Origin of the sequence: Floridaenema aerugineum BLCC-F46, from assembly GCF_041929345.1 — a bacterium.
GTDB classification, from domain to species: Bacteria; Cyanobacteriota; Cyanobacteriia; order Cyanobacteriales; family Aerosakkonemataceae; genus Floridanema; species Floridanema aerugineum.
On the sequence record NZ_JBHFNQ010000202.1, the window covers coordinates 11,987 to 33,649 of the forward strand.

Sequence of the window (21,663 nt, forward strand, 5' to 3'; positions counted from 1 at the left end):
TTTTGTTTCCAGTTTGGGTCTTGGTCTTTTGCTCGATCGATTCTTGTGTCATCTCTTTTACCTTTTTCTCTGCTAGTGTGTTAATACAGTCTAAGAAATGTTTATTCCGTATACGAGTAAATTATTTTTGATTCAGTTTTTCCTGAATAAACACTTCTGCTAATTACATAGGTTTCGCTTTTGCGATATTATGCAATCATTAATGGTGTGTCTATGCGTCCTCGTAAAAATATTAAGGCTAGAGCTTTACCTGGGTTCCGGGGGATCTTTCGTGCCTCCGTCTTTATCTTCGTTCCCAGTTTGGGCCTTGGTCATTTGCTCGATCGATTCTTGTGTCATCTCTTTTACCTTTTTCTCTGCTAGTGTGTTAATACAGTCTAAGAAATGTTTATTCCGTATACTAGTAAATTATTTTTGATTCAGTTTTTCCTGAATAAACACTTCTGCTAATTACATAGGTTTCGCTTTTGCGATATTATGCAATCATTAACGGTGTGTCTATGCGTCCTCGTCAGAATATTATTGAACTCTTTGCAACTTTTATACAGTTTAATGCCGATCGCTTCAATCATTGGGTTACTGAACCGAAGCTGCGTCGGAGTATGGAAAATGCGATAATTCAGCTGCGACAAACCGAAGCTTCCGAAACTTTTTGGGTGTTGTACTGGTATAAATGTTGGCAATCTGAATCAAATAATTTCAGTAAATCCCATCTAACTGCTTACTTGCAAGAATCTTGTTACTGGGCAGCGGAAAAAACATCTCATAATTTTGGTAGTAATCAATATACTCTGTCTGATTGCTTTCAAATTGCGATCGCTAATATCGACACTGTACTCAAAAGATACAACCCAACACAGGGATTTCCCCTAAAAAATTATGCTAGTGCTATTTTCAGCAGCACTATCCGCAACTTGCTGCGCGATCGCCAAGAAGTTAATATTAGTACCATTTGGTCATTATTACGCCGAATTAGCCAAAAGCGACTGGTAGAATCTTTGCAACAAACAGGTTTAGCTGAAGAAAAAATTGCTACTTACGTCCTAGCCTGGAAATGTTTTAAAACTCTTTATCTACCAGAACAAGCGACGGGAACAAGGAAACTACCTGCACCAGATAAGGCTACTTGGGATGCGATCGCAAATTACTACAACCAACAGCGTATCACTCAACTGCAACCAGGTGCGATCGAAGTTAACTCCGAAATCTTAGAAAAATGGTTGACAAATTGCGCTAAAGCTGCACGCAACTATTTATATCCACCTGTGGTTTCGTTAAACGCCGCAAAGCCGGGACAAGAAACGGATGAGTTTATTGACTCATTACCCGAAACTGCGACTGATTCGTTACTTACTGAGATGATTGTACAGGAAGAATTACAATACCGTGCTGAACAACTTTCTGGGATGAATGCTGTTTTGCGTGGTGCGATCGCTAAACTAGATCCAGAAGCCCAAAGTATTATCAAATTATACTACGGTCAAAACTTAACCCAACAGCAGATTGCCCAGCAGCTAGAAATTAAACAGTACACTATTTCCCGTCGTCTTACCAAAGCCAGGGAATCTCTGCTTCTGGCATTAGTGCAGTGGAGTCAAAATACCTTGCATATTTCCTTAAGTTCAAATGTATTAAAAGATATAAGTATAGTTTTGGAAGGATGGCTTAAGGATACTTTAAGCAATGCCGATTTTTCATCTATTAGCGAGTTACCATCATGATTGCCAATTTATCTGTTTTTGATTCTACGGAAATTTGGCTAGAAATTTCCGCCCAAGAGCAAAACCAAGCTTGGGAAAATAGTCAATCTTTTTCCTTACCTTCTAGCCGTTGGAATGCTTATCTAAATCAAATTTGCTTAACTACGGTGTTACCTTGGTTGCAGGAAGAATATGCACCAAAAGCTAAAGTTTGGCCTAATAATGCTGCTTTACCCAGTTTTTGGGAAGTGGTAAATGGCACAGCTATTGCTTTAGATAATAGGAGATTTGTTTTAATTCCTAGTGAAGCGATCGATCAAAGCGAATTACGAGTACCGCAAGAATGGGTTGATATTCCCAGTTGGGTAGCAGATTATTATTTAGCTGTGCAAGTTAATCCCGATGATAGATGTGTAGTTATTTGGGGATATGCTACTCATGAGCAATTAAAACAGGGATTTTATGATGTGAGCGATCGGACTTATTCCCTACCTCAAAAAAAGCTAATTCTTGACCTAAATGTATTGTGGGTAGCACGTCAACTTGCAAGAGAAGAAATAACCCGTGCAGAAGTTACTTTTTCAACTAGTTTATCGCTAGTACAGACAGAAAATTTGCTGCAACGTTTAGGTAATCCAGCTATTATCGAACCGCGATTAGCAGTACCTTTTGAATTGTGGGGTTATTTATTAGAACATGGGGGTATAAGGCAACAATTATATTCTCGAAGAATGGGATTACCAGAGCAGCAATCTATACTTAATTGGTTGCGTGCTGGGGTGTCAGAAATTGCTCAACAAATTGGCTGGAAACGAATTGAATTACAACCGGATTTTGCCGGAGCTAGAGGAGTAGAATTAACAGAGGGTGAGGCTATTTTATCCCGCCAATTGCAGATTGCAGGTCAAGAATATGAACTACAAGTATTTCCTCTGGGGAATTTAGAGCAGCAAACTTGGCGTTTTCAACTGCAAAATTCGGCTCCTGGTGGTGTAATTCCTGGCGGGTTTAAGTTGAGACTTTTAACGGAAGATTTACAAGTTTTTGAAGGTAATGAAGATGTTGCTCTTACTGCAAAAGAACAACTTTACATTGATGTAACTCTTGCGCCAGGAGAAGGATTAGTTTGGGAAATCGAACCTTTTCCAGAGAATTACGATCGGGAAATTTTACACTTTTAGTGCCTGATTATTGGTAATGCTTGAGTAACTGGAGTTTAGACTATCGCACTTTTAGTGCGATAGTCTAAACTCCAGTATTTATTTACACCTACTAAGATCCCGTTTTCCTATTTCAAAATACTCAATCTGCCCCTTTTCTTGTAGTTGAGTAAAACATTTTTCTAAATCATGCTTGATTCCTAATAAGGTACGTTGTTGCGCTGAGGGCGCTAAAGAAAGGCGAGTCGAGCGCAACAAAGTACCTTTTTATTAACTAAGCCCAATCTTCGCTATCATTATCACGAGTTTTATAAACCAAACCTTTAGCATGAATTTGACGAGTAGTTGCCAAGAGTTCTTCTTCGTTCATTTGCCATTTTTGCAAAACTTTTTCCAAGTCACTTTGAATATCTTTTGCGCCGGGAAAACCGCGATAACGAATTTTTAAACGGGCTAATTCTGCCATATTGTAATCAGTTGGATCGTTTTGTAATAGGCGATCGACAATTTCGCGATCGCCCTTATACAAAGGATGTTGTTGTTCTTGGTTTTTCATCACTCATTACCCAATTTTTCAGCCAAAAGTTGCTCAAAAACCTGATACATATCTTGGGCAAACTTTTGTGGATTCCATAAAGGAGAGAGAGTTTCTGGTTGTTTAGATTGTACCAACTTTTCCTTAATTTCTTGCCGAAATTCTTGGTCTTTACCTAACTTAATTCCTGTTTCAATATACTCCTCCCAACTGTTAGTAATACATTCGTCCAGCGAGAGAGTTTTTAAGAAAGAGTAACCCATTCTCGAAAGATAAGTTTCGCCGCTTTTGGTAACTACTGGTAAATTAAACCACAATGCTTCCAAGTTGTGAGTTCCGCCATTGTAGGGATAAGAATCAAGCATAATATCTGCTACTTGATACACTTGGCGATGTTCTTCTTCGCTGGCGCTACGGGGAATAAATTTAATGCGTTGAGCACCTACTCCCTGTGCTTGACATTCTGCTTTATAAGCTGCTTCAATGATTTTGAGATCGCCCGTGTGACCTTTGTAGAATAAAACGCTATCAGGTACTCCTTTGAGAATTTTTACTTGTGCTTGAATCTGTTCTTCGTTCAATTTGTAACCGGGTGCAACGCACAAATAAACGATTTGATCTTCAGCGATTCTTTGAACTCTTCTTGCAGCTTTCTTATCAACTGGCGTAGATTTAAAACCACCGACAGCAACGAAAGAATCTGGCATTCTTACTAACTGTTCGCGGTTGTATTTTTCTCTACCTTCTGGGTGAGTATTCCAGTCACAAAGGAAGTAATTACTTTCCTTGGTAAATGGCGCTTCAAAACCTAACCAAGATAGACAAATTGATGCTGGTTGATGATAGATTACTTCCACTTGCGTGGGAATTGTGGAAGAATCTAATTCAATCAAGATATCTAATTCATCTTGGGCGATATCTTGGACAATTTGGTTAATATCAAATTCGCCGTTAAGGGCAACTTTTGGGCGATATAATTTTGCGGCGGCAGTTTCAAAAATTTTGGTGCGATCGTCCGGTTGGCGATCGCCCATAAAATATAAATACAAGTTAGGTGTTAACTTCCCTAACTCTGTGATAATATCTGCACTACACCAACCAACAGAATGTCTAGCAAAATAGGAAGACATTACCCCAATTTTTAAATTGCTTGTTGGTAGTTGTTTCTTCTCAGGTTGGCTGATTTTAATTTGTTTAGCGGCAATAATTTGCTCGGCATATTTTTTTCCAACTTCCTGATAAAGTTGGGTATTTGCTGCTAAATCATCCCGTAAATAATGGAGATTGAACAGCAGATGACTGTAAACGATGCTTAACTCTATATTATTAATTTTTCCAAGTCCATTGGAAATTTCTGGTTCAATTTCCAGAAATTTCTCTTTAGCTAATTGCGCTAATCCTGATTTAATATAAGTACTAATAAACGTAGATGCAGCAATTAAGCGATTTTTATCTTTACTTCTCTCTAAATATATCGCTGATGCTTGTCTTAAAGCGCCAAAATCTGAAGCCCTGACTGGACTACTAATTAATTGTGATAAATAAAGATGGGCAAGTTCTAGGTCTGAATTAACTTCTAATGCCTTTAAAAGGCTGTTAATTGCTATATTAAATAATTCCCCGCTAATTTCACCATCTTTTCTAGTTTTGCGATATACGATCGCCCCGATATTACTATAAGCTTCACCTAAATCTGGGTCTAATTCAACCGCGCTTTGTAATTCCTTAATTGCTTCGATAAACTTATCCTTATGTCCTAAAGCTGTACCTAGATTAAAATGATATTCAGCCGAATCAGGTTTGAGTTTTACTGCTTTCTCGTAATTATATATTGCTGCATCTATTTGTTTTTCATCTATTAAAACCCTGCCTAAATTGTTATATGCCTCTGGATCATCTGGTTTTAACTTAATTGCTTTTTCTAACTCCTCTTTCGCCGCATCTAATTTCCCAATTTTCCGCCAAGAGACTCCTAAATTGAGATGCGCCAAATGATAGTTTGGTTGTAATTGGATTGCTTTGTGATAATAGTTAATCGCTTCCTCAAAATTACCTAATTTGCCGATCGCAGTTCCCAAATCATTTAAAGTTTCCGCATTTACCAATTTAGGTTCTATTAAAAACGCTTGCTTGCGGCATTCAACCAGCTTTTCCAAATTGTCTAATTGCAAATAAACATTCGCCAAATTCCAATAAGCTGCGCCGATATTTGGGTTAATAGCAATTGCTTTTTCTAAACTAACAATTGCTTCTTCATTACGCCCAACTTTAGAAAGTATACTACCTTGATTTATATAAGCTTCCGCATATTCAGGATTTAATTCTAACGCTTTGGCGTAAGCATCCAAAGCCGCTTCCATGTTACCCTGAGTTTGGAAAATATTACCTAAAATCTTGTGATTTGGGGCAAAATCTGGTTGCAGTTGTAGTGCTTTGTTGCCAGATGCGATCGCTTCTCGTAACTTCCTTTGTAAAAAATAAATTTCAGCCAGATGGTGATGTACCTCTGCATAGTCTGGTTGCAGTTGCAAAGCTTTTTGATAGCTGGCAATAGCTTCATCGAATCTTTTTTCTGTCTTCAGTTGATTGCCAGCATTGCAGAAATGTTCAGCTATTCGGGAGTTTACTTGCGATTGCATCTGGTAGAAATAGTGAGTAATGACAGAGGATGAGCGACTGGGAATTTAACTTTGTGGGATGAAACACTTAGAGAAATTCCCATTCCCTAGTAAAGTTAACACTAAACAGTCAATTGTCATTTGTCAATTGTCATGAGGATGTTTTTCCAGATGACTAATGACCGATGACCAAGGACTAATTACAGGAGTTTACCGCATGAGTGAGATGGACGCTACTAAAGTGATGAAACAAATGGTCGGCAAAGCAGCAGCCGATCGCGTAAAATCAGGTTCTATAGTGGGATTGGGCACTGGCTCAACAGCCGCTTTCATGATTGAATATTTGGGAGAACGCCTGAAATCTGGCGAACTTACAGATATTGTTGGGATTACCACCTCGTTTCAGGGAGACGTGCTCGCCAGACAATACGGCATTCCCTTGACAACGCTGGATGCAGTTGACCATATTGATATTGCCATTGATGGTGCCGATGAGGTCGATCCGAATTTAAACTTAATTAAAGGCGGTGGTGCAGCCCATACTCGTGAGAAAATTGTTGATGGTTTAGCCGATCAATTTATCGTAGTTGTGGATAGTTCCAAGTTAGTAGATAAACTTGGTTCGACATTTTTGTTACCAGTAGAAGTGATTCCGATGGCATACGCGCCTGTGATGCGTGCGATCGAAAAACTCGGCGGTAAACCACAATTAAGAATGGGAGTAAAAAAAGCGGGCCCAGTAGTTACCGATCAAGGAAACTTTGTGATTGATGTCAAATTTGACTCAATAGATAATCCAGCAGAATTAGAAAAAACCCTGAACAATATTCCCGGTGTTCTAGAAAATGGTTTGTTCGTAAATGTCACCGATTTAGTATTAGTTGGTGAAGTGATAGACGGACAACCATCAGTTAGAGAAATTAGCAAATAACACTCTCCCGTTAAGCTACACCGTTTAGTTAAGCTGAGATCTTGCATCTGCAATTTTAGCCCGCCCGGAAATCAATTTCCGGGCTAACAGCTTAAGTCCATTAAAAACCCACCTATTCGGTATTATCAGGCGGATTGAGCTTTCAACTAACTAATAGACATCTCCAATAACTCTTGTAGGGTAGGCATCCTGCCTGCCTTATATATTCTTTGTTGGAGAGGTCTAATTATTTGCAATTAATTAGAGTAGTTTACTTTAGCCTGAGTGCCACCTTGTCGAGAAACTCTTTTGATAAATTACCAGCCTCGTCGGTTTCAACTTCCAGAGAACTATCTTCATAGTAAAGGCGTTGTCGGCACTGATTCTTATGCCAAATCACAGGCATTCTACCCAGATAGGAAGCCCACATAGAGAAAGTAGATCCCGATGTAATCAAGACATTTGAATTGGCTAATCCTAGCAGATCTCCAATACTCGAACCAAAGTCCATTTTTGTGGTATTGGGTAATGCTAATAGCTCTGCCAGTTCATTAGGTTTGCCATCGGAGAAGACATAGACTGGAACCTCACGTTCCACAAACGATCGGATTTGATTCACTTGTTGAATGTACCAAGTGAGCGGAATGCGGCAATGCCAAGCACCGTTTAAAGCATTGGCATCGCTGGTGGGTTGAGTAAAGTCACCCAATCTCACATGAATAGAAATTGATCCTTTAAAGTTGTGAGTTAGACCTTTTTTATGTTGATCCAGAGTCAGGTCTAATAATTCTTTAAAAACTAATTTATGGTCTGTCAAAATTTCTGAAAAAAATGCTTTTTCATAGGCACCTGTAAACACAACTAGATAATCATTCTTATCATTGGTATGAGTCTTATCGTAAAATTCTTGCGATGTAATTCTTTTCAATGTGTTCAATAAGTACAATTTTTTGATGCCGGAGATCTGGTCTTGGGGAGTGCAAAACAGGTTGCTGTAAAATCGCTTATCTACTTCTCCACGCAAAAGAGGCCCTAATTTGAGTTGAATCCAAGTAGGAGAAATAGGTATTAAGTCATACTTTCGAGTGGCGACAATAAATCTAGCCCAATCAAACAACAAATTACAAAGACCAAATCCTCCAAATAACCGAAAATATCCTAAATCTTTGCCCAGAAATTTGGCGTAAGAGTAGTACATATAAGCTACCTAGTAATAAAGAGTGTGGCTAATGTGTAATATTATTCAAAAAATGATGCTAGAGGATAGCAGGTTGTCACAATTAATTAATATTTTTACCTTTGTTTGTTCGCTCCATTCTAATCACAACCTGAAACAAATCAATTTACCAATGGGGATTACGCAGCCAGCAAATAAACCATTTGTAGGGTGCGAAGCGTGCGACGTAACGCACCATCCCTGCGATAAGGCGTAGTCATGAATGAATTGATTCAAATTGAACTTAATCAAGTGATAATTATTGTGCGTAAATTGTTTTAGATTTAAACACCAATGCTAGAGTCAACTTTGATCTTGTCAAAAGTTGTTTCTCTAATCGGTATTAGCACCTATGCGGTTAGATTGCGCTCCTCTATTTTGGAAGCGCCTTGCATACACCCCGTCATAAGTTTAGCAGATGCTGGACAAAAGTTATATATTTAGGTGCAAACCGCAATTTCTGGCTGATGCTTGCAGAATAAAGTGTTGAATGCAAATTACACCTAAACTTTGCCCGTTAATTAACGCACCAAGCAATGCCACACTTAACCCAACGCTTAATGCGAAAGTAAGCCCATCAATATAATTAGTTTTATTATCATAATAAATCCACCAAATTAGGGATTTATAGAAATTAACAATCCACCCTGGCTTTTGGTGAGTCCTGGTCAGCAAACGCTTTGTGTTCAACCGCGTCGTGACTACAGAAGACTCGCACATCCTTTGTCCGATCGCATGATAACCCCCGTAGCCGCTGTTGATTAAACAACCGAGCCTTGCGATCTACCTCCATCATCCATTGATAAGCACGCAAACCAGGTGTACAATCTGGTTCAGAATCCATTTCCTGCCGATAAAAGTAGGCATCGCCTGCGTGTAGAGCGGACACGACGTTCAGGTTAATTAGATTCAACTCGTCTTTGAGGTCTGTCTCACGGGCGAAGTCGCCGCCTACGCCAACACCTGCATTAATAGCGATCGCATCGACTGGTCTACCTGTTGCTTGAATCTGCTTGTAGAGTTTCTCAACTCCATTGTATGTAGCTAAATCGGCTTCTACTGTTTCAACTTTAGTACCCAATTCTGCCAAAGCGTGCGCTGCTTTATTGATGCTATCTCCGGTAGATGTGATCAGCAAGTCAAAGCCATTTCGGGCAAACTGTTTAGCAAGTTCGTAGCCGATGCCGTTAGAAGCACCTGTAACCACAGCCAGAGGGCGAGTGAAGGAATTGTTCATAATTATGCTTGGGGAGTTGCGACTCTTACAATGTTAGGGAGGGGTTTGTGCGATCGCGTCTTTCCCTAGAAGTATCGCTGCGGTATGTTTTGTGGTTTACCCAAATCTTGCACAATTCTCAACTAGACTGGAAAAATTATAAAAATTTGGCTCATAAATATCGAACTAATGGATCGATTAAGTCTTTGGGAATTCGATTGCGATCGATGTAGCTGTTAATCTCATCTTGATATTAAGTTAAGGGAATTTCAGCCAACTTTTGTCTAGATGGCCTGCTATAATTCAATTTAGTTGAGAATATAGTATCATGAGCGATCGACTTTTGCAGCGAATTACGATCGATCTAAATATCTGTCATGGCAAACCTTGCATTCGGGGATTGCGTTATCCGGTTGAATTTATTTTAGAGTTACTGAGTGCTGGGATGAGTATTGAAGAAATTTTAGCAGATTATGATGATCTAGAACGGGATGATATTTTAGCAGCTTTACTATTTGCTACTCGGTTAACTCAGGTGAAAAGTATTTATAAATTTGCCCAATGAAGTTTCTTGTAGATGCTCAATTACCAGTGCGTTTAGCCCGGTTTCTCCAAGCAGCTGGTTATGATACGATTCATACCAGAGATTTACCATTAAGCAATGCAACACCTGATAGCGAAGTTAACGCTATTTCAATTCAGGAATCGCGAATCGTTATTACTAAAGATTCAGATTTTTTTGATAGCTTTTTAATCCGTCAAGAACCTTATAAGTTACTTTTAGTGACAACTGGCAATATCACAAATGCAGAACTTGAGGCGTTGTTCCAAAGTAATTTACCTCAGTTAGTTCAATTTTTTACTCAGCACTCACTAATTGAAATGAGTCGCACCGCACTGATTGTACATCAATAATTTTATTTTGTTTAGCGTCTTTCCCTAGATGTATCGCTGCGGTGTGTTTCTGTTTCCAGACATAGAGTTCATATAGCAATTTCCATAATTCTGTCTTTATCAGTTATATCAATTGATTCAACATCGACCGATAGACAGCCTTCAATTGCTTCGTAGAGCTTTTGCAGCAATTCCTCAAAAGTTTCGCCTTGAGTCGCGCAACCAGGTATAGAGGGGACTTCTGCCCAATATCCGCCTTCTTCTGCTTCGTGAATGATGACTTTGATTTTCATAGTGTGGTTATCCTCTTATTGATTTCCTGTTGGATTTGATTATCTATTTTACTCTCAAATCCTAATTGCTTCTTTACCTCGGCTAACGATATTGAAGGTTGATCTGCTTCTTCCTGCTTGGCATTTCGTAAATCAATCAAATCTTCTAAATCTTCTAATAGTTCTTGCAGTGCTTGAAATTCTTCGTAAGGGAGGACAACAAATTCTTTTTTGCCGTTTTTGGTTAAATATTCTGGGTGTAATTCGATCATCATTATCTTCCTCTGGTTATGAATAAGCGTCGCTGCGATGTTTAATGCGGTAAACTAAAATTATGTTGTCTTCTATTTCAAATAATACTCGGTAATCTCCCACTCGCAAACGATATTCAGGAGTAAAATTGGTTAATCGCTTTACATCTTTGCTCGAATATCTAAATTGTAATGTTTTTGTAGTAGTGGAGATTCGATCGCTTTTACAAATATCTTTTACCTTACCCATTCACCCGCCAGCGATTCAAATCGCTGGCTAATAGCTAAAGTCCGTTTTAACGGACTGAAATTTTTGTTGTGATTTTTAGTCGGTTTTAACCGAGTTTCGCTATTAGCCCGGAAATTGATTTCCGGGCGGGATGCTAAACAGATGTTTGCTCAACGTCTTCAAATACAACGCCTAGCCACCAGTTTTTTACACATAGATATGACGGGCGGGCGGCTACCTTAAAACATCGATTGACCACCGGACATTGTGGTATTTCTGCAATCTAGAAAGTGAAGCATGATTAAAAGCGGGTGGGCGGTAGATAGCCAAATAAATTTCAAACTTTTCTTCAGGTTGTGTTAGAAACGGAAAGCAAATGGGAATTCTAAGAAATAGATAAATGCAAGGTAAAGAAGAATCATGGCAGTCAAAATCATTGAGTTTTTAGGGATAAATGCTAATGGCCTTAGTCCTTCAGATGTCAGACTAACTGAGAAAATTTGTCCCTACATCGGCAAAACTTGTAAAAAGATTGACCGACATAATCCCCAAAAACCAATGTGTGTAGTTGAAAGTACTGGCGGAGTTCCACTCATAGTCTGTGCACACAGGCTTTTATCTACAAATATGCAAAATCATACGAACTATCAACGCTCCAGATTGTTTGAAATCTCAGAATTAATATTCAACGATAGCATAAAGCTTGATGATATTGAATACAAAAATGAGGTTACTACGAAATTAAAGCAACGAGCAGATTTTATTCTCAGAGATAGGAGAAATGGCGATGCCTGTATTCTTGAAATTCAGGGTGGTGGTGAAACAAGCAATACAAAAATTCTTAGCGATCATGTAACTGAGTGGGAAAATCAGAAAAAGGTAAAATTAGATGATTTTCCTAAACGTATTACTAATAAAGGTAAAACAGTTACTCCTGGCTTAATTCCTGCTAATGCTTGGAGACGCTTACAAGAGCAGTTAATTGTCAAAGGCGGAATCTGTATCAGTTCTGAGAAGAAGTTCGTTGTCGCACTAGGAAAGACAATTTATCAACACCGATTAAAAAACTTACCAAATCTGGAAAGTTTGAAACTACAAAAAAGAGAGCGTTGGAATTGTGCTTTCATTCCCTATCAGATTCAAAAAGGAGAAAATAATATTGATTTCATTATTGACCATGAAAACCTCTTATACCTCGACCTTTACAACTTAGTCAGCACACTAATTAAGTATGGTGAGAAAGATGAAAAATTATTTACAACTAACATGAAACTTCTAAAAGAGAGTTAATTGTTTGAAAGTAATAATTGAGTTATCTTCTACAAGATCATATCCTTGTTCAACAAGAACAATCCGTTCTGCAATATATTTAGCAACCGGAACTGTAACGGCATTACCTAAAGCTCGAAATCGACGAGAGTCCAATCCACAGGGAAGCCCTGAAGTTTCTCGTATTCCAAAGGGGTCATCCGTCTTACAAACAACGTCTGAGCTCCCTCTTGAATCAAGTGTCCAAGTTTCTCCGTCATTACGAAATCCTTTTGATTGCGGGCCTGCTGTATGCTTTCTTCCAACTGCGGCGTGTTGTATAGAGTATAAAGTTGATCCTTGATGACTTTTTCTAGAGCTATGGGAAGCGGTTTGTTTCTGGCAGTAGCTCGATTCAGAAGTGACTGCAAATGCTCTGTCGTCAAGAAGAACCTTAGCGGAACGGATTGATCCAAAACTTCCAACAATGAAGACTCTTCTACGTCTTTGGGGTGTTCCGAAGAATTTAGAGTCAAATACTCTCCATGAAATACCATACCCGCAACTTTCCAGCGTATTGAGGACAACGGCAAAATCTTTTCCATTGTTGCTATTGAGCAGTCCTGGAACATTCTCAAGTACAATCCATCGGGGCTGTCGCTCTTCAACAAATCGGATAAACTCATGAAACAATCTACTCCTTGTTCCCTCTAAACCTTTTCTTTTTCCTTGATTTGCCAAGGACACATCCTGGCATGGAAATCCTGCAACGTAAACATCAGCATAAGGAATTTGCTCAGTCTTTATTTTGGCAATATCTTCATACAATAGAACATCAGGCCAGTGCTTTTTTAAAACTTTTCTGCAAAAAGGGTCGAGTTCGCACTGCATGACAACATTCATCCCAGCCATTTCAAAGCCGAGATCAAAGCCTCCAATACCTGAAAAAAATGATGCTACTTTCAAACGCTTTTCCATTATGCTCGTATCAATTGGGTTCCTACTAAACTATACCCAATATATTGGGTATAGTCAAGTTTTGTTATTAAGTTAGGAATATCTATGATAACTGTACGATGGAAATTAAGGGAGTTTCTTGAGAGTGAAGGAATTACTCAGTATCAGTTAATGAAGCTTGCTCAGGGTCGAGTCAGTAAAAATACGATCGGTAGTGCAGTTAGAAACGAGCTCAAAGGTGTTCAGTTTAGCACTTTGGCAGTAATTATAGAGATTCTGGAATTTCATCTAGGCAGACATATCAGTATTTCTGATTTAATAGAAGTAAAAAGAGATGCTCTTGAATAAATCATGCTGGCTCTCCCGGAGCTTTGGTATAAAAGCAGCGGTTTATACATTTTTGCTAGACAATGAATGCTGAGAATCTTGATGCAGCTATATTATAAGTTTCCTTTATGAGTACAAATATGGGAGAACCTATTTAAATTATCCAATTCAAGGTAATCGAAGTATGCAAATAGAACTAAAACAATTAATTATTCCACCAGGAAATGTGCTGCAACTAAAAGATATTAGTTGGCAGATGTTTGAGGACATTTTAGAGGAACTGGGAGAAAGTCGTGCAGCAAAACTTTCCTACAACAAAGGTACTTTAGAAATTATGGCACCATTACCAGAACATGAAGACGATAAGGGAATTATCGGTGATTTAGTTAAGGCGTTACTAGAAGAACTCGATATTGAATTTAGAGATCTAGGTTCTACTACTTTCAAAAATCAAATAATGGCGCAAGGATTAGAACCAGACACCTGTTTCTATATCCAAAATGAAGCGGCTATCCGAGGTAAGAAAAAAATCGATTTAACCGTAGATCCACCGCCAGATTTAGCTATTGAAATTAATATAACTTATCGCACTGCTTTTACTAATTATGAAGGGTTGCGTGTTCCTGAATTATGGCAATATAACGGGGAAAGATTACAAATTAATGTGCTGCAAGATGGCAAATATATTGAATCGGAAACTAGCCGCATATTTTCGCAATTTTCCCAATTACGCGAAGTGATTCACCAAAAAGTTGAGGAAAGCAAAGTTGTGGGTAGAAATGCAACAATGAGAGCATTTCGTAATTGGGTGAGAGAGCAATTATAAACCGGAAAACTGGGCTAAGACTTCGCAAATTTGTAAGTTGAGAAAGGGCGATCGCAAATCTGTAACTTGTTCATTTTTTAGACAGCTTGGTGTAGCGATTCCTTATCCATCTGGGGTTGTTTTAGAGGTTCTGAAATAATTTTTCTACCACTAGCAGCCTGTTTTTGCCGTAAATCATCGCAAATAGCCTGTAAATCGTAGTTAAAAGCCTGAGCGTGTTCTTCCCTAATTTTGTAAATCTCTTCAAGAACCTCATCTTTCCACATTTTTACTCTCCCATCTGTTCGTAAGGTGTACAAATAGTTGGTAGCTCGATCCCCATAGATCCCCGACTTCTTCAAGAAGTCATAGATCCCCGACTTCTTGAAGAAGTCGGGGATCTAAATTCTTCAAAACTCTATATTTTCCCCCAACTCTCGCAACTTTTGGGCTAATCTTTCCGCCCGTTGGTGTTCTTGTTGGGCCCGTTCTTCTGACCACAATAATAACTCACCTTGGGCATTCCACCACCTTAACCAATAACCTGTTCTCCCTTCGTGAGTTCCTTCCCAAACTCCCAAAAATAAGTCTAATCCCGGAATCAAATAACGCCCTGTTTCATCAGGTGTTTGCAAGCGATAAGATTCCGAATCTAACTCATAAACTTCTAATCTTCCTGTTTCGGGGCGAAAAATTACATAGTGGGGAACTTTAATCACTTTTTCATAAAAAAACCATTTCCCCACACCCTCGGTAAACTCCACCGAGTATTCTTCGCCATAAGTTGCGGAAAGAAACTCCATTACTACTTGGGGAACTACGCCTTCTGTGTGCGGAGTGTAGCTGCGGCGAGGTTGAGTTGATTGCCAAGATTGTACCGGACGGACATACATCCAGTCAGGTGCTTTGCAAATTGTTCGGCCCTGAATTGCTGCACATAAGGCAAAATTAGAAACAATTAGTGCGTCTTGCAACAGTTCGGGAATCGCTGTTAAAGGTTGACGCAAAGCAGCTGCTAAAAGTGGTTGGTCTGTATTTTCCACTGGATCGTCGGGTAGGGGAAAATCTTCTGGTAGTTTAGGCCAAGTAATTGATAATTGCGAGGCTGGTATTTGAGTAATCATAATCTAAAATGAGGATGGGATTCGCACGCTTTCAGATTAACAAACCTCCGATTTATTCGTTAGGATTTACCTGTGTTTCTTGGGTTGGTGGGGTATTTTGGGGAGTTAGCGATCGCCAAACTCCAAGCCCAATTAAACCGAACACTACTATAATTCCTAAAGTTGTCAACACTGTTAACCAACTACTCTGTCTTACGGGTTGCACATCAACTGTTTCCCCTGCTTCTGGTTGAGTAGCTTGTGAATACAATAATGCTTTAGAAGCTTCTGTCAATTCCGATTCTACTGGATATGCAGTAGTTGGCATTTCCGCTTCTACTTTTCTGGGTTCAAATAACACAGGCGGTTCGGGAGAAAGTAAACAACGAGTGAGTACTACGGAAGTGTTATCATGCCCATTTTTTTCATTAGCTAAGTCAATCCAAGATTGCACCGCTGCTTCTAAAGAAATCTTATTTTTTAAGACAGGTTTAGCAAATTCCTGCCAAGATTGTTCTACTGTATTTTTATCGCTCAACCCGTCAGAACATAACAATAAAATCCCATCTTCCTCTAAAATAAATCGCCCAACTGTAGGACGCAGAATTTGTGCTTCTCGCGTTCCTAATGCTTGAGTTAAAGCACCACCATCAACTCGTCGTAATGCTTCCCGGTAAACACTTCGCCCTAAACGTACTTCCCTAGTTGCCACATCATCATCTATAGTTAATTGCTGACAATAATCAGCGGTTATCCAGTAAACTCGGCTATCTCCAACACTAGCAATATAAAGTTCGTGGGCATTTTCTAAAACAGTCCCATCTGGTTTATTAATCTTTTGCGGTATTTGCAATCCCATGACTAAAGTTGTCCCCATTCTTTGGCGCATTTCTCGTCCTTGGGAATCATTTTGTTTAGCAATCAAGTCATTGACTACGCGAATAATTGCTGTGATTTGTTCGCTGATAATATTCGGGGGAACGATTTCTGTTTGTTGGGCAATTTCAATTAATAATGCTCTCACTTGTAATTTTAGGGTTTGCAATGCCATTAAACTGGCAACTTCGCCGCCTTCATGTCCGCCAATTCCATCACAAACTAAGGTTAAATTAGGAATCAATAAGTCGTTAGGTGATTCAGTTATTGATTGCAAATCTGCTTCTGTAGGATAACAAGAATCTTCGTTGCTAGAACGCATTGGCCCTTGATCTGTACCGCCTGCTACTTGTAATCTTAAGGGAAGTTCGGCGGCTTTTTCTAACAATAATTGATTTAATTCTAAAGAAATTTCATCTAAAGATTTTTGCCCTTCGCCAAGTTGTTGCCAAATTTGTTGTAGGCGGTCTAAAACTGAAGGATGAGCGGCTGCAATCCCTTCTAACCAACAATCAGAAAAAGCTGCTAAACTTGGTTGTGCGTTGTTGGCGACTGTGCGATCGCTAAATAGTTGCAACAGTCTAACTCGCCAACCTTGAACTCGGATATTTTCAGGAATTAGTAAACTTGATGCTACTCCCAATTCTGATAAGGGTGTCCACAATTGCAGAATTTGCCACAACCAATAAACTTGTCTAACTGCCTTTGTCTGATGCCATTGCTCTACAATAGCAGGGTAGAGATTGCCATCAGAATCGATCGGCACATTTTCTAACAAGATCGCTTCTGCGGAGTTTGGTTCCTCGCTTAAAACAGCTACACCATAAACTTCTGGAATATGGAGACGCTGGGGAAATAAGCGCAGATAGGGAATAATTTCTTCTGGTAATTCTTGGGGAACGTAGGGCGGTGCTTCTGGTTGCGTATCCAGCCAAATTTGCGGTGCAATTACTTGATACCTATCCTGTATTAGCACTTCTGGGGGAATTTGCGCTGATGCTGGGTCAGATGCCCAAAGATAGCGATTCATCGACGGCTCGGAACTACTCATAGAACTTCATGAATAAAATAGATTTAGATATTAAATCAGAGACTGTCTCGAAAAGTTACATTTTCTTACGAAAAGGCAATAAATAAAGTGTTGTAGTCAACAAATCTTTGGATTTTTTTCCATCTTATCTGCCCCTGAGAATAAATACTTCATGTTAACTATAGAAGTACAGGCAATGAATATCAATATGCTTTTGGATGATTTATTAATGAGTTTAGTTGCCACTAGCAACTATTCACTAGCAACTACCGAGTATCATTCACTGATGGGATTAATGGCAACGGTAGCATTATCCTTCACCATCAGTCCGACTTTACTTTGGTTATTGTTTGGCGCAGCGCTGTGTTTGGTGGAATTCGTTTTACCCACAGCTTATACTGCCGTCATTATGGGAGTAGCTGCAATGATAGTAGCCTTAGTTGCGGTTTTGATACCGTCGCCTTTATTACAGGTGATACTGTGGTTGCTACTTTCGACGGCGTTATTTTTCCTGTTCCGTCGCTTGGCACCAAAACGGAAAACCTCAGCAATTAGGGATGCGGTGGAAGCGCAAACAATCAGCGAAATTTTGCCCGGACAAACAGGAAGAGTTTTATACGAAGGGAATTCGTGGCGGGCGCGTTGTAGTGATGAAACAAGAGCGATCGCACCTAATGAAAAAGTTTACGTGATCGGCAGGGAAGGCACAACTTTAATTGTCTTACCCGATAAATTGTAAAACAACAAATTCTCAGATAACAAAGAGGATAAAAAAATGGAATCATTTTTTGCTTTCATCATATTTCTAGTTTTAGGTGGTTCTGCGGTTTCGAGTACAGTGAAAGTGATTAACCAAGGGAATGAAGCTTTAGTAGAATCTTGGGGTAGATATAATGGGAAAAAATTACAACCCGGTTTAAATTTTGTGGTTCCGGTGGTCGATCGCATTGTTTATAAAGAAACGATTCGGGAAAAAGTTTTAGACATTCCTCCCCAACAATGTATTACCCGTGATAACGTATCAATAACTGCGGATGCTGTAGTTTATTGGCGGATTTTAGATTTGGAGAAAGCTTACTATAAAGTAGAAAATCTCCACTCAGCAATGGTAAATTTAGTGCTGACGCAGATTCGATCGGAAATGGGCAAATTAGAATTAGATGAAACTTTTACCGCCCGTTCTCAAATTAATGAAATCCTCCTCAGAGAATTAGACGAAGCAACCGATCCTTGGGGCGTAAAAGTAACCAGGGTAGAATTGCGAGATATTGTTCCTTCTAAAGCCGTTCAAGATTCAATGGAATTACAAATGTCCGCAGAACGGAGAAAACGGGCAGCAATTCTCACATCTGAAGGGGAAAGAGAATCTGCAATTAATTCTGCCAGAGGTAGAGCCGAAGCGCAAGTTTTAGATGCAGAAGCTCGGCAAAAAGCTGCGATTTTAGATGCAGAAGCACAACAAAAAACCATTGTTTTAAAAGCCCAAGCGGAACGTCAGCAACAAGTTTTAAAAGCCCAAGCTACAGCAGAAGCTTTGCAAATTATCAGTAAGATTCTGCAAACTGATCCCAATGCGAAAGAAGCTTTGCAATATTTAATTGCCCAGAATTATCTAGAAATGGGAACAAAAATTGGTAGCAGCGATAGCAGCAAAGTAATGTTTATGGACCCCCGCAGTATTCCCGCTTCTTTAGAGGGAATGAAGGCAATTGTGGGAGATGTGAAAAATGGGGAAGTAACGCGAGGTTAATAATCTAAAACCAGGATTTATGGATTTACATGATAATCAGGATTATTTAAGAAATTTGGTAAATCTGTAAATCCTAGCCAAAATTTCCCAGTCGTAGGGGCAATTCATGAATTGCCCCTACCCCAATCCCTAGTCCCCAAAAAAGAGGTGAAATTTAAATGTTTGCTGTTGTTACACCAGAGAAAATTCATTTGCCTCCAGGGGCAATTTTACGACTACCAGGGAGTTGGGAAGATTATCAAAAATTGGTTGAGCAGTTGGGCGATCGATCCATCCCCCGCATCAAATATCGACCCGGAGAAATTCTGTTAATGTCACCTTTATTGGAACATGGGCGTAAAACTCATATAATTGCCGATGTAGTCAAGGTTTTACTCGATTATTTAGAGCAAGATTATGAGGCATTTACTCCAATTACAATGGATTTGCCGGAAATAAGGGGAATTGAGCCAGATTACTGTTTTTATATTGATAATTGGGCGGCTGTTGCCGGGAAATCTCGGATTAATTGGGGTGTCGATCCATCCCCAGATTTAGTAATAGAAATAGATGTCACTACTTACACTGATGTAAATGATTATTTGCCCTACAAAGTACCGGAAGTTTGGATATATAAAAGGAAAGGTTTGGTAATTTATAACTATCGGGAAGAAGGCTATGAAGTTGTGAATAATAGTTGCTATTTTCCCATGATTAATTTATCGGAAATTTTGGTAGAGTGTTTTCGGGTTGCAGGCGATCGCAATACCAGCACAGCCATCCGCAACTTACGGCTAAATTTAGCCAATCAAAAATAAGCTATTACTAAATAATATCATGTTCGGTCGATCGGTCATAATATCTTTTTTCCAACACCCTGTAGATTAGAATGTAGAGACGTTATATATAACGTCTCTACATTCTCTACATTCTACGCTTTTTCGGAGTGATTTATAACGACCTTATGTGGTAAAGGACTTTCTCCATTGCGGAATTTTTCAAACAACTCAAAAAACTTATCTAAAGCATCTCTTTCATCTGCCGAATAAAAAAGAATAATACTATCCCATCCGTGACATGAAGTAATATTAAATCTTTGCTGTATCCATTCTTGAAACCCGTTAAATTCTTGTTCTTGTTCTGTTCGAGGTAAGCCAAGTTCCATTCGAGCCATACCATATCCATCTAACAACATCCGCAGACGGGTAATCGAACTTTTACCTAAATACATACCCGGTCTTTGCTTAATTCTTTCCAGCAGGTCATAGAGATATTCAGTCTTAACATTTAGAATGTTTTGAGTAACTTCTGTAGTCATATAATTATTATCTATCGCTCTCACTACCAAAAGTTGTTCAGCATTAATTTGCGTAATATTTAACTCCTTTTTAAGGCTATGAGTAACATCCTACGCTTTTTCGGAGTGATTTATAACGACCTTATGTGGTAAAGGACTTTCGCCATTGCAGAATTTTTCAAACAACTCAAAAAACTTCTCTAAAGCATCTCTTTCATCTGCTGAATAAAAGAGAATAATACTATCCCATCCGTGAGACGAAGTAATATTAAATCTTTCTTGTATCCACTCTTGAAAACCGTTAAATTCTTTTTCTTGCTCTGTTTGAGGTAAGCCAAGATCTTCTCTTGCACCCATGTATCCATCTAAAAACGATCGCAGACGAGAAATTGAACGCTTGCCTAAGTACATCCCAGGGCGTTTTTTTATTTCTTGTAACATCTCATAGAGATATTCAGACTTAACTTCTGTGATTCTCTGAAGAATTTCTGTCATAATACTTTCCTCTAAAATTCTTCTTCTGTCACTTGAAAATCTTGACCAAATGTAATTTACCATAAAATAACAAATTATTCATCCATTCATCTCTGGGAACTCCATTAGGGTGATGATTATCAAAAACTATTTCTACTGCGTCGATCGCAATTACAATTCCTTGATGGCAACCATTTAAGGAAATAGGTTCTCCTGGCACGCTATCATCATAAATGTAGCTACTTCGACCCATAGTTGTTCCTGTGAAAAGTTTAATGCGCTTTCCATGAATACCTTGAGATATTAAGTAATCTTCGATCGCACTAGCGCATTCAACACATTTAAGGTTTTCGTGTTGGCTGGCGATCGATCTTAACTCCAAAAGTTGTTCAGCATTAATCTGCGAAATATTTACCTCCTTTTTATAGCAATTAATAATATCCTATTACTAGGTAGTATAAGCTATGGTTGAGTTACGAAGTGTATATGTGTAAAATAGAGTAGCAAAGTGCGATCGCACCTTACTCTCCTCCAGTCAGTAATCGATTTATCGATATGGAAACTATATCTTTTCAAGTATCTCAGGATCTCTTAGCAGCATTAAAAATTGGGTCAAATCAATTAGGCGAAAATATGCGGTTGTTAGCTGCGATCGCCTATTTTCAAGACAAAAAACTTTCTCTTGGTAAAGCAGCAGAATTAGCTGGAATTAACCGGATTGAGTTTATGGATATCTTAGCCAAAAAAGGTATAGTTATTTTCGACTATGATGAATCGGACTTAGATACTGAACTTAGTGGAATTGCTTACCTTTAG

27 protein-coding genes are annotated in these 21,663 nt (G+C 38.9%); 13 read left to right on the top strand and 14 right to left on the bottom strand.

Annotated elements, in window-relative coordinates:
• The first annotated feature begins 467 nt into the window (after positions 1 to 467).
• Together ACE1CC_RS26320 and ACE1CC_RS26325 are read left to right on the top strand one after the other, a co-directional pair.
• A complete protein-coding gene (locus ACE1CC_RS26320; RefSeq protein ID WP_413273394.1) occupies positions 468 to 1,721 on the top strand; it encodes a sigma-70 family RNA polymerase sigma factor in 1,254 nt (417 codons plus the stop codon).
• Positions 1,718 to 2,881 (top strand): DUF1822 family protein, encoded by a 1,164-nt coding sequence (locus ACE1CC_RS26325; protein ID WP_413273395.1) that lies wholly within the window; start codon positions 1,718 to 1,720, stop codon positions 2,879 to 2,881. Before ACE1CC_RS26320 ends, ACE1CC_RS26325 begins: the two co-directional genes overlap by 4 nt.
• A gap of 253 nt (positions 2,882 to 3,134) precedes the next feature.
• Here the strand turns inward: ACE1CC_RS26325 and ACE1CC_RS26330 are convergent, their stop codons facing one another.
• Both ACE1CC_RS26330 and ACE1CC_RS26335 read right to left on the bottom strand, forming a co-directional pair.
• The gene (locus ACE1CC_RS26330; RefSeq protein WP_413273396.1) at positions 3,135 to 3,416 is read right to left on the bottom strand and encodes a DUF3288 family protein; all 282 of its coding nucleotides are present in this window, start codon (positions 3,414 to 3,416) and stop codon (positions 3,135 to 3,137) included.
• Positions 3,416 to 6,034 carry a tetratricopeptide repeat protein gene (locus tag ACE1CC_RS26335; RefSeq protein WP_413273397.1) on the bottom strand — a complete coding sequence of 873 codons (2,619 nt, stop codon included), beginning with the start codon at positions 6,032 to 6,034 and terminating at the stop codon, positions 3,416 to 3,418. The genes ACE1CC_RS26330 and ACE1CC_RS26335 overlap by 1 nt, the downstream gene beginning before the upstream one ends.
• 196 nt (positions 6,035 to 6,230) lie before the next feature.
• Here ACE1CC_RS26335 and rpiA point away from each other — a divergent pair, with 196 nt between their 5' ends.
• The gene (gene rpiA / locus ACE1CC_RS26340; protein WP_413273439.1) at positions 6,231 to 6,944 is read left to right on the top strand and encodes a ribose-5-phosphate isomerase RpiA; all 714 of its coding nucleotides are present in this window, start codon (positions 6,231 to 6,233) and stop codon (positions 6,942 to 6,944) included.
• 250 nt (positions 6,945 to 7,194) lie between these two features.
• On the opposite strand, the gene ACE1CC_RS26345 is transcribed toward rpiA, so the two are convergent.
• Both ACE1CC_RS26345 and ACE1CC_RS26350 read right to left on the bottom strand, forming a co-directional pair.
• Entirely contained in the window at positions 7,195 to 8,121 is a 927-nt protein-coding gene (locus ACE1CC_RS26345; RefSeq protein ID WP_413273398.1) for an alpha-1,2-fucosyltransferase, read from the bottom strand.
• Between the two features lie 652 nt (positions 8,122 to 8,773).
• Positions 8,774 to 9,376 (bottom strand): SDR family NAD(P)-dependent oxidoreductase, encoded by a 603-nt coding sequence (locus tag ACE1CC_RS26350; protein WP_413273399.1) that lies wholly within the window; start codon positions 9,374 to 9,376, stop codon positions 8,774 to 8,776.
• Positions 9,377 to 9,423: 47 nt separating this feature from the next.
• Here ACE1CC_RS26350 and ACE1CC_RS26355 point away from each other — a divergent pair, with 47 nt between their 5' ends.
• From ACE1CC_RS26355 to ACE1CC_RS26365, 3 genes are all read left to right on the top strand, one after another.
• Positions 9,424 to 9,588 (top strand): hypothetical protein, encoded by a 165-nt coding sequence (locus tag ACE1CC_RS26355; RefSeq protein WP_413273400.1) that lies wholly within the window; start codon positions 9,424 to 9,426, stop codon positions 9,586 to 9,588.
• Between the two features lie 95 nt (positions 9,589 to 9,683).
• Entirely contained in the window at positions 9,684 to 9,920 is a 237-nt protein-coding gene (locus ACE1CC_RS26360) for a DUF433 domain-containing protein (protein ID WP_413273401.1), read from the top strand.
• Positions 9,917 to 10,270 carry a DUF5615 family PIN-like protein gene (locus ACE1CC_RS26365; RefSeq protein WP_413273402.1) on the top strand — a complete coding sequence of 118 codons (354 nt, stop codon included), beginning with the start codon at positions 9,917 to 9,919 and terminating at the stop codon, positions 10,268 to 10,270. The genes ACE1CC_RS26360 and ACE1CC_RS26365 overlap by 4 nt, the downstream gene beginning before the upstream one ends.
• Positions 10,271 to 10,338: 68 nt before the next feature.
• Here the strand turns inward: ACE1CC_RS26365 and ACE1CC_RS26370 are convergent, their stop codons facing one another.
• From ACE1CC_RS26370 to ACE1CC_RS26380, 3 genes are read right to left on the bottom strand one after another with little or no spacing between them, the layout of a single operon-like run.
• Entirely contained in the window at positions 10,339 to 10,542 is a 204-nt protein-coding gene (locus ACE1CC_RS26370) for a type II toxin-antitoxin system HicB family antitoxin (RefSeq protein ID WP_413273403.1), read from the bottom strand.
• Positions 10,539 to 10,793 carry a type II toxin-antitoxin system prevent-host-death family antitoxin gene (locus ACE1CC_RS26375; RefSeq protein ID WP_459563922.1) on the bottom strand — a complete coding sequence of 85 codons (255 nt, stop codon included), beginning with the start codon at positions 10,791 to 10,793 and terminating at the stop codon, positions 10,539 to 10,541. The genes ACE1CC_RS26370 and ACE1CC_RS26375 overlap by 4 nt, the downstream gene beginning before the upstream one ends.
• A gap of 16 nt (positions 10,794 to 10,809) precedes the next feature.
• Positions 10,810 to 11,022, bottom strand: coding sequence for a type II toxin-antitoxin system RelE family toxin (locus ACE1CC_RS26380; protein ID WP_413273405.1), 213 nt, complete (start codon positions 11,020 to 11,022; stop codon positions 10,810 to 10,812).
• Between the two features lie 399 nt (positions 11,023 to 11,421).
• Between ACE1CC_RS26380 and ACE1CC_RS26385 the strand changes: the two genes are divergently transcribed.
• Positions 11,422 to 12,291: a hypothetical protein gene (locus tag ACE1CC_RS26385; protein WP_413273406.1), complete on the top strand. Its 870-nt coding sequence runs from the start codon at positions 11,422 to 11,424 to the stop codon at positions 12,289 to 12,291.
• Here ACE1CC_RS26385 and ACE1CC_RS26390 read toward each other — a convergent pair.
• Positions 12,277 to 13,227, bottom strand: a complete 951-nt coding sequence (locus ACE1CC_RS26390) for a DNA cytosine methyltransferase (protein ID WP_413273407.1) — start codon at positions 13,225 to 13,227, stop codon at positions 12,277 to 12,279. The genes ACE1CC_RS26385 and ACE1CC_RS26390 overlap by 15 nt on opposite strands.
• 84 nt (positions 13,228 to 13,311) lie before the next feature.
• On the opposite strand from ACE1CC_RS26390, the gene ACE1CC_RS26395 reads away from it, so the two are divergent.
• Both ACE1CC_RS26395 and ACE1CC_RS26400 read left to right on the top strand, forming a co-directional pair.
• Positions 13,312 to 13,554, top strand: a complete 243-nt coding sequence (locus tag ACE1CC_RS26395) for a helix-turn-helix domain-containing protein (RefSeq protein ID WP_413273408.1) — start codon at positions 13,312 to 13,314, stop codon at positions 13,552 to 13,554.
• Between the two features lie 163 nt (positions 13,555 to 13,717).
• The gene (locus ACE1CC_RS26400) at positions 13,718 to 14,359 is read left to right on the top strand and encodes a Uma2 family endonuclease (protein WP_413273409.1); all 642 of its coding nucleotides are present in this window, start codon (positions 13,718 to 13,720) and stop codon (positions 14,357 to 14,359) included.
• Between the two features lie 77 nt (positions 14,360 to 14,436).
• Here the strand turns inward: ACE1CC_RS26400 and ACE1CC_RS26405 are convergent, their stop codons facing one another.
• From ACE1CC_RS26405 to ACE1CC_RS26415, 3 genes are all read right to left on the bottom strand, one after another.
• Positions 14,437 to 14,625, bottom strand: coding sequence for a hypothetical protein (locus tag ACE1CC_RS26405; RefSeq protein WP_413273410.1), 189 nt, complete (start codon positions 14,623 to 14,625; stop codon positions 14,437 to 14,439).
• A 123-nt stretch (positions 14,626 to 14,748) separates the two neighbouring features.
• Positions 14,749 to 15,462, bottom strand: a complete 714-nt coding sequence (locus ACE1CC_RS26410) for a Uma2 family endonuclease (RefSeq protein ID WP_413273411.1) — start codon at positions 15,460 to 15,462, stop codon at positions 14,749 to 14,751.
• Between the two features lie 52 nt (positions 15,463 to 15,514).
• Entirely contained in the window at positions 15,515 to 17,368 is a 1,854-nt protein-coding gene (locus ACE1CC_RS26415; RefSeq protein ID WP_413273412.1) for a PP2C family protein-serine/threonine phosphatase, read from the bottom strand.
• Positions 17,369 to 17,543: 175 nt separating this feature from the next.
• On the opposite strand from ACE1CC_RS26415, the gene ACE1CC_RS26420 reads away from it, so the two are divergent.
• The 3 genes from ACE1CC_RS26420 (at position 17,544) to ACE1CC_RS26430 (ending at position 19,894) form a co-directional block, all read left to right on the top strand.
• A complete protein-coding gene (locus ACE1CC_RS26420; protein WP_413273413.1) occupies positions 17,544 to 18,086 on the top strand; it encodes an NfeD family protein in 543 nt (180 codons plus the stop codon).
• A 36-nt stretch (positions 18,087 to 18,122) separates the two neighbouring features.
• Positions 18,123 to 19,097 carry an SPFH domain-containing protein gene (locus ACE1CC_RS26425; RefSeq protein ID WP_413273414.1) on the top strand — a complete coding sequence of 325 codons (975 nt, stop codon included), beginning with the start codon at positions 18,123 to 18,125 and terminating at the stop codon, positions 19,095 to 19,097.
• 158 nt (positions 19,098 to 19,255) lie between these two features.
• The gene (locus ACE1CC_RS26430; RefSeq protein ID WP_413273415.1) at positions 19,256 to 19,894 is read left to right on the top strand and encodes a Uma2 family endonuclease; all 639 of its coding nucleotides are present in this window, start codon (positions 19,256 to 19,258) and stop codon (positions 19,892 to 19,894) included.
• A 113-nt stretch (positions 19,895 to 20,007) separates the two neighbouring features.
• Here the strand turns inward: ACE1CC_RS26430 and ACE1CC_RS26435 are convergent, their stop codons facing one another.
• From ACE1CC_RS26435 to ACE1CC_RS26445, 3 genes are all read right to left on the bottom strand, one after another.
• Positions 20,008 to 20,418 (bottom strand): hypothetical protein, encoded by a 411-nt coding sequence (locus ACE1CC_RS26435; RefSeq protein WP_413273416.1) that lies wholly within the window; start codon positions 20,416 to 20,418, stop codon positions 20,008 to 20,010.
• 66 nt (positions 20,419 to 20,484) lie between these two features.
• Positions 20,485 to 20,868: a hypothetical protein gene (locus ACE1CC_RS26440; RefSeq protein ID WP_413273417.1), complete on the bottom strand. Its 384-nt coding sequence runs from the start codon at positions 20,866 to 20,868 to the stop codon at positions 20,485 to 20,487.
• Positions 20,869 to 20,896: 28 nt separating this feature from the next.
• On the bottom strand, positions 20,897 to 21,229 hold the full coding sequence (locus ACE1CC_RS26445; RefSeq protein WP_413273418.1) for a papain fold toxin domain-containing protein: 333 nt from the start codon (positions 21,227 to 21,229) through the stop codon (positions 20,897 to 20,899).
• Between the two features lie 173 nt (positions 21,230 to 21,402).
• Here ACE1CC_RS26445 and ACE1CC_RS26450 point away from each other — a divergent pair, with 173 nt between their 5' ends.
• Complete coding sequence (locus ACE1CC_RS26450) at positions 21,403 to 21,663, top strand: UPF0175 family protein (protein ID WP_413273419.1); 261 nt, start codon at positions 21,403 to 21,405, stop codon at positions 21,661 to 21,663.

What these genes read in the sequence shown, in the direction of transcription:
- ACE1CC_RS26325 (WP_413273395.1), top strand. Translation starts at nt 1,718, where the DNA reads ATGATTGCCAATTTATCTGTTTTTGATTCTACGGAAATTTGGCTAGAA.
- ACE1CC_RS26330 (WP_413273396.1), bottom strand. Translation starts at nt 3,416, where the DNA reads ATGAAAAACCAAGAACAACAACATCCTTTGTATAAGGGCGATCGCGAA.
- ACE1CC_RS26335 (WP_413273397.1), bottom strand. Translation starts at nt 6,034, where the DNA reads ATGCAATCGCAAGTAAACTCCCGAATAGCTGAACATTTCTGCAATGCT.
- rpiA (WP_413273439.1), top strand. Translation starts at nt 6,231, where the DNA reads ATGAGTGAGATGGACGCTACTAAAGTGATGAAACAAATGGTCGGCAAA.
- ACE1CC_RS26345 (WP_413273398.1), bottom strand. Translation starts at nt 8,121, where the DNA reads ATGTACTACTCTTACGCCAAATTTCTGGGCAAAGATTTAGGATATTTT.
- ACE1CC_RS26350 (WP_413273399.1), bottom strand. Translation starts at nt 9,376, where the DNA reads ATGAACAATTCCTTCACTCGCCCTCTGGCTGTGGTTACAGGTGCTTCT.
- ACE1CC_RS26360 (WP_413273401.1), top strand. Translation starts at nt 9,684, where the DNA reads ATGAGCGATCGACTTTTGCAGCGAATTACGATCGATCTAAATATCTGT.
- ACE1CC_RS26365 (WP_413273402.1), top strand. Translation starts at nt 9,917, where the DNA reads ATGAAGTTTCTTGTAGATGCTCAATTACCAGTGCGTTTAGCCCGGTTT.
- ACE1CC_RS26370 (WP_413273403.1), bottom strand. Translation starts at nt 10,542, where the DNA reads ATGAAAATCAAAGTCATCATTCACGAAGCAGAAGAAGGCGGATATTGG.
- ACE1CC_RS26375 (WP_459563922.1), bottom strand. Translation starts at nt 10,793, where the DNA reads ATGATCGAATTACACCCAGAATATTTAACCAAAAACGGCAAAAAAGAA.
- ACE1CC_RS26380 (WP_413273405.1), bottom strand. Translation starts at nt 11,022, where the DNA reads ATGGGTAAGGTAAAAGATATTTGTAAAAGCGATCGAATCTCCACTACT.
- ACE1CC_RS26385 (WP_413273406.1), top strand. Translation starts at nt 11,422, where the DNA reads ATGGCAGTCAAAATCATTGAGTTTTTAGGGATAAATGCTAATGGCCTT.
- ACE1CC_RS26390 (WP_413273407.1), bottom strand. Translation starts at nt 13,227, where the DNA reads ATGGAAAAGCGTTTGAAAGTAGCATCATTTTTTTCAGGTATTGGAGGC.
- ACE1CC_RS26395 (WP_413273408.1), top strand. Translation starts at nt 13,312, where the DNA reads ATGATAACTGTACGATGGAAATTAAGGGAGTTTCTTGAGAGTGAAGGA.
- ACE1CC_RS26400 (WP_413273409.1), top strand. Translation starts at nt 13,718, where the DNA reads ATGCAAATAGAACTAAAACAATTAATTATTCCACCAGGAAATGTGCTG.
- ACE1CC_RS26405 (WP_413273410.1), bottom strand. Translation starts at nt 14,625, where the DNA reads ATGTGGAAAGATGAGGTTCTTGAAGAGATTTACAAAATTAGGGAAGAA.
- ACE1CC_RS26410 (WP_413273411.1), bottom strand. Translation starts at nt 15,462, where the DNA reads ATGATTACTCAAATACCAGCCTCGCAATTATCAATTACTTGGCCTAAA.
- ACE1CC_RS26415 (WP_413273412.1), bottom strand. Translation starts at nt 17,368, where the DNA reads ATGAGTAGTTCCGAGCCGTCGATGAATCGCTATCTTTGGGCATCTGAC.
- ACE1CC_RS26420 (WP_413273413.1), top strand. Translation starts at nt 17,544, where the DNA reads ATGAATATCAATATGCTTTTGGATGATTTATTAATGAGTTTAGTTGCC.
- ACE1CC_RS26425 (WP_413273414.1), top strand. Translation starts at nt 18,123, where the DNA reads ATGGAATCATTTTTTGCTTTCATCATATTTCTAGTTTTAGGTGGTTCT.
- ACE1CC_RS26430 (WP_413273415.1), top strand. Translation starts at nt 19,256, where the DNA reads ATGTTTGCTGTTGTTACACCAGAGAAAATTCATTTGCCTCCAGGGGCA.
- ACE1CC_RS26440 (WP_413273417.1), bottom strand. Translation starts at nt 20,868, where the DNA reads ATGACAGAAATTCTTCAGAGAATCACAGAAGTTAAGTCTGAATATCTC.
- ACE1CC_RS26450 (WP_413273419.1), top strand. Translation starts at nt 21,403, where the DNA reads ATGGAAACTATATCTTTTCAAGTATCTCAGGATCTCTTAGCAGCATTA.